This window comes from Extensimonas perlucida (assembly GCF_007655255.1).
Taxonomy (GTDB): domain Bacteria; phylum Pseudomonadota; class Gammaproteobacteria; order Burkholderiales; family Burkholderiaceae_C; genus Extensimonas; species Extensimonas perlucida.
In genome coordinates, this window is the sequence record NZ_VMYE01000042.1 from 1 (window position 1) to 4,015 (window position 4,015).

Here is a 4,015-nt window from a genome sequence, read left to right on the forward strand (position 1 = left end):
GCACCTGCGCCGGTTTCACCGCTGCATCACGCGCCAGCGCCGTGACGGCAGGCCTCAAGGGTGAGTTCGGTGCCAGCACGCCAAAGTAGCGGTGGCGGTGCGTGCGCGGCGGGGGCACCAGCTTGGCGATACGTTCAATCAGCTCCAGCGGGGTGAGGGTGATCTCATCGGCCTTTACGCCGCGCTTGTTGTGAGGCAGGCTGCCGGGCTCGCTGTGCTGCTTGGCGCAGCGGTAGACCAGCTCGCTGCCCGCTTTGCGCAGCCGCTCCATGGCAAACGGCGGGCGGGCGCAGTAGCGCAGCAGCCGCTCCAGCCCGGCGCGGTCGTGCGCCGCTATGCACACGCTGGTGTCCGCCGAAAACCCGCTGTGCTTGTAGCCCAGCATCTCTTGGGCCTCGAAACTCTCCAGCAGGCCCCGTCCGACAAAGGCGCGCAGGATGCGTTTGCGTAAGCTGGCCTGCACCTGACCCACGGCATCCGCAGTCACGCCGGTGGCGGGGTGGAAGATGATGCGCGATGGTGAGCTTTGAGAAGCTGCATCAGCAGCATCGCCCTCCTCGCCCGCCACTTCCTCAAACACGCCATCGACTGCGCAGACATGGAAGTGCACATGCTCGTTCAGACTGGAGCCAAAGCGGTGGATGAAGGCGACTGCGCCTATGTGCAGTGCTGCCTTGTCCACATTGGCCGCACCAGGGCTGTTGGCTTGCAGCGTTTGCGCGATGACGCGTAGGAAGATGCGCAGCACCATGCCCAGCACCGGGCCCTCTCGCTGCATGTAGTACCGCAGCCGTTTGGGCACCGACAGCACCCACTGGCGCACCGGCAGGCGGGGAAACACATGGTCGGTGAGGTGTGCCGCCGTCTCAGCCATGCGCCGGGTGTTGCATGAGGGGCAGACACCCCTGCCTTTGCACGAGAAGGCGACCAGGAAGTCGTGTCCGCAGTCGTCGCAGCGGGCGCGGGCAAAGCCGTGGGCGAAGATGCCGCACTCCAGATATTTCTCGAACGCTTTGCGCACGTAGGGCCTGGGGCTGTGGTGGTCGCCCTGGCCCTCAAATTGACCCTCGCAAGCCAGCTCCAGCCAGCTCTCGTAGTGCTCGGCCACGGTTTGGTAGAGCAGAGTGCGTTCGGGGTGGCGGGGGTTGTAGCGCTTGGGTTTGGCGGTGGCTGGCATGAATACTGCGCAAATACACAGTATTTTGCAGACTTCTCCTCAGCCGTGTGAACGCTGGTCAGGAACCGCCTCTATTCGCCGGTGAGGTGGCGGTTTTGATGCGCGGCGGGTTCAGCTGAGCAGCGCCTGCTGGTCTGGCCTGGCTTTGATCGGGGTGTACTCTCGGCGGTTATTCGCACCGGTTACTCGCGCGACGGCTGACCGACCAGTCCCATGTACTGGTCGGCAAACGAGAAGCGCGCGCCGACGCGGTTGCCGTAGTAGAGGTCGTGGTGCCAGAGCGTGAGCGTGGTGCCGCCGTCGTACTCCGCCTGCTGCGGCTCCCACGGTTGGCCGCAGAAATTCAGTGCGCTGAAGCGCATCGGGGCCAGCGCCGGCTGGCCGGCCATGAAGGTGGCTTCGTAGGCGCGGGTCGCTAATGCACCATGGACTTCAGGCGTGAAGCTTTCGCGGCCCCCACTAATCGATCGAACGAGCCAACTAAGTCTCGTGGCTAACCTCACGAGTCCCCTACGTACGGCCATGCCATGCTGGAAACATCGGTCGCAAGTTTCCTACAATGCAGCCATGCCGACCCGCGAATACCCGCTCAAGATTTCCTTTCACGCGACCGCTGCGCTGGAACTGGCGTATACGAAGGGCCATCATAATCCCGCCGAGGTCGAACGCGAGGTGCACGCCATCACCATGGCGGTTGATGGCGGCTGGGTCGAGCCGCAACATGGCTGGTGGCGGTGGAACCCCATGCGCGGGAAGCCTGGCGGCCAGATGATGGCGGCGGCCCCGTTTACCCATGGCGCCTTTCCGGTGACGTGGATGGAGCGGAGGAAAAGCTGAGCGAGGGGGCGCAGCCCGCCCAGCTTGCCGATGTATTACTTGCCTTGTGTGGAGTCGTGACGACGGCGCCGGAAATGTCTCGGCCATGAGCGGGGCCAGGGTTCAGCCCCGTGAAGCGCAGGAGCGGCTGGCAGAGGCGACGGCTCCCGATCTTGCCGCGCTGCCCGGCTACAGCAGGCAGCGCCACCGCCAGGAGGCCGCACTTTTCATCCGCTGGGCGTTCGAGCTCGGTTTGATCAACTCGGCCTGGTCCTGGCCAATGCGGCAGCTTGTCCGTCTGCGGCTCTGGATCGGCTGGTCCGTGATCTGTGTCAAAGACGGGTTGCGTCCTGGCGGTTATGCAAAGAGACATCGCGAGGCGCTCTCGACCGTCTGGAACACCCGTCTTTATACCGATGATGGTGTGTCCCTCTCACCGGTTTCGGTCTCCTCACGGTCGGCGCGGCTGTTTGTTTCCGGCACCACCGGGGGCGAGGACCGGGCCGCGACTGCCGCGCTATTGCCGATCCTGCGCGAGGAATTCGCGACGCTCGCCATGCGGATGCAGCCAAAGCTGCGCCCGCACCCCGACTGGGTGAAGGTCAGCTGACCTTAGATGCTGTGAGTCGGGTTAGGGGCTTGCGGTGAAATGGTCTTTTGCATGGGTGGTTATCCGTTATTGAAACAAAGGCGCCCCAAGCTGATGAATCAAGACTTGGGGCCCCCACTGGTCATTCAATCGATCATGTGTACACATCTATGAACGACGACACCATCTCGCCGGTGTGGAAGAAAACTGCGCGACCCGCTTGATCTTCGGTCCAAGTCGTCACCGGGCGGTCCCGCTGCGCCTGGTACCCCAGTCCTGCAAAGGTCTCATTGCGGTTGCCGCTAGGGTCGAAGAAATAGATCGTCTGGCCGCGCGTGAAGCCATGGCGTGTAGGTGACGCATCAATACGTACCTTGTTCTTGGCCATGACATCGCCCGCCTTGAGAATGTCGTGCCACGAGTCCAGGAAAAACGAAATATGGTGCAGGCCGGGAGTCGGCGCACCAACAAACGCAATGTCATGCGGCTTGCTCGAGCACGACAGGAACGATACCGACTGGAATGAGCCATCGGGGCCGACGGTCAATTGCTGCTCGGTCTGGAAAAAATCCAGCACATCAATGAAGAACCGTGTGTTGTCGGCCACCCTATTGACACCAGTGCCCGGATCGAACTCACACATCAGTAGTACGTGATCCAACCAGTGCGCCCCGGCACCCTTGATGCTGTCTGGCCACGGATCGGGATTGATGCTACCCACCTCGGTGCCGACGTTTTCTTTCATGGCGTAAAGACGCATTTCGTGCGTGCTTGGCAATTTAAACACCAGCATGCGCCCCGTGGATGGCAGCGTGCCCTCGGGCATCATGGTGGTCTTGGTGCCAGCGGCTTCAATCCTAGCTTGGAAGGCGTCCAGATCACTGTCTTTGGTAACCTTGTAGGCGACGTGGTTCATTCCAGCCCTGTCCGATGGGGTGAGGATAAGGGAATATTTATCCCACTCGTCCCAACATTTCAGGTACACGTTCCCGGCATTGTCCTGCATGGTCGTCTTTAGGCCCAGCACGTTTTCGTAGTGCTTCACTGCTGCGGCCATGTCCATCACGTTGATGCTGACGTGGCCAACTCTCATAATACTCATGTGTTTCTCCTTCATTTGTTAATAATCTCGTTCGTTGATGAAACGAACCCTTTTGAAAAAACCTTTTCAAACTTGCCCACCACCTCCAGTTGAACCGGGGTGACCGGCGCCACACGGCAGGCCAGGGTGAAGCCGCGTGCTTCCTCTGCGGCACTGACATGCGCGCGGCTAACAGGACCCAGAGGCCGGCATTGACCCTCAATAGGGGATAGGAAATCCAACCGCATGAGCACAAGTATAGCACACGTTTGGGGCGTCTCAGGCATGCACACAGGGGACTGCTGGGTTGATTTCTCAAAGCCAGTTGCCCGAGATTTTTCGGTATGACCCG

At 61.2% G+C, this 4,015-nt stretch carries 5 protein-coding genes and 1 pseudogene; 2 read left to right on the forward strand and 4 right to left on the reverse strand.

Features of this window, described 5'->3' with window-relative positions:
• Together FK527_RS17065 and FK527_RS17070 are read right to left on the reverse strand one after the other, a co-directional pair.
• The coding region (locus FK527_RS17065; RefSeq protein ID WP_144735865.1) for an IS91-like element ISCR22 family transposase at positions 1–1,177 on the reverse strand (1,177 nt) is incomplete at its 3' end.
• A gap of 182 nt (positions 1,178–1,359) precedes the next feature.
• The gene (locus FK527_RS17070; protein ID WP_020205952.1) at positions 1,360–1,566 is read right to left on the reverse strand and encodes a hypothetical protein; all 207 of its coding nucleotides are present in this window, start codon (positions 1,564–1,566) and stop codon (positions 1,360–1,362) included.
• A 178-nt stretch (positions 1,567–1,744) separates the two neighbouring features.
• Between FK527_RS17070 and FK527_RS17075 the strand changes: the two genes are divergently transcribed.
• Positions 1,745–2,014, forward strand: a complete 270-nt coding sequence (locus FK527_RS17075; protein WP_144735867.1) for a hypothetical protein — start codon at positions 1,745–1,747, stop codon at positions 2,012–2,014.
• Between the two features lie 85 nt (positions 2,015–2,099).
• Positions 2,100–2,603 (forward strand): hypothetical protein, encoded by a 504-nt coding sequence (locus FK527_RS17080; protein ID WP_144735869.1) that lies wholly within the window; start codon positions 2,100–2,102, stop codon positions 2,601–2,603.
• 133 nt (positions 2,604–2,736) lie between these two features.
• Here FK527_RS17080 and FK527_RS17085 read toward each other — a convergent pair whose 3' ends face one another.
• Both FK527_RS17085 and FK527_RS17670 read right to left on the reverse strand, forming a co-directional pair.
• Positions 2,737–3,684: a catechol 2,3-dioxygenase gene (locus FK527_RS17085; protein ID WP_144735871.1), complete on the reverse strand. Its 948-nt coding sequence runs from the start codon at positions 3,682–3,684 to the stop codon at positions 2,737–2,739.
• 11 nt (positions 3,685–3,695) lie between these two features.
• A pseudogene (locus FK527_RS17670) lies at positions 3,696–4,015 on the reverse strand (hypothetical protein); the annotation flags it as partial.

What these genes read in the sequence shown, in the direction of transcription:
- FK527_RS17070 (WP_020205952.1), bottom strand. Translation starts at nt 1,566, where the DNA reads ATGGCCGGCCAGCCGGCGCTGGCCCCGATGCGCTTCAGCGCACTGAAT.
- FK527_RS17075 (WP_144735867.1), top strand. Translation starts at nt 1,745, where the DNA reads ATGCCGACCCGCGAATACCCGCTCAAGATTTCCTTTCACGCGACCGCT.
- FK527_RS17085 (WP_144735871.1), bottom strand. Translation starts at nt 3,684, where the DNA reads ATGAGTATTATGAGAGTTGGCCACGTCAGCATCAACGTGATGGACATG.
- FK527_RS17080 (WP_144735869.1), top strand. Translation starts at nt 2,100, where the DNA reads ATGAGCGGGGCCAGGGTTCAGCCCCGTGAAGCGCAGGAGCGGCTGGCA.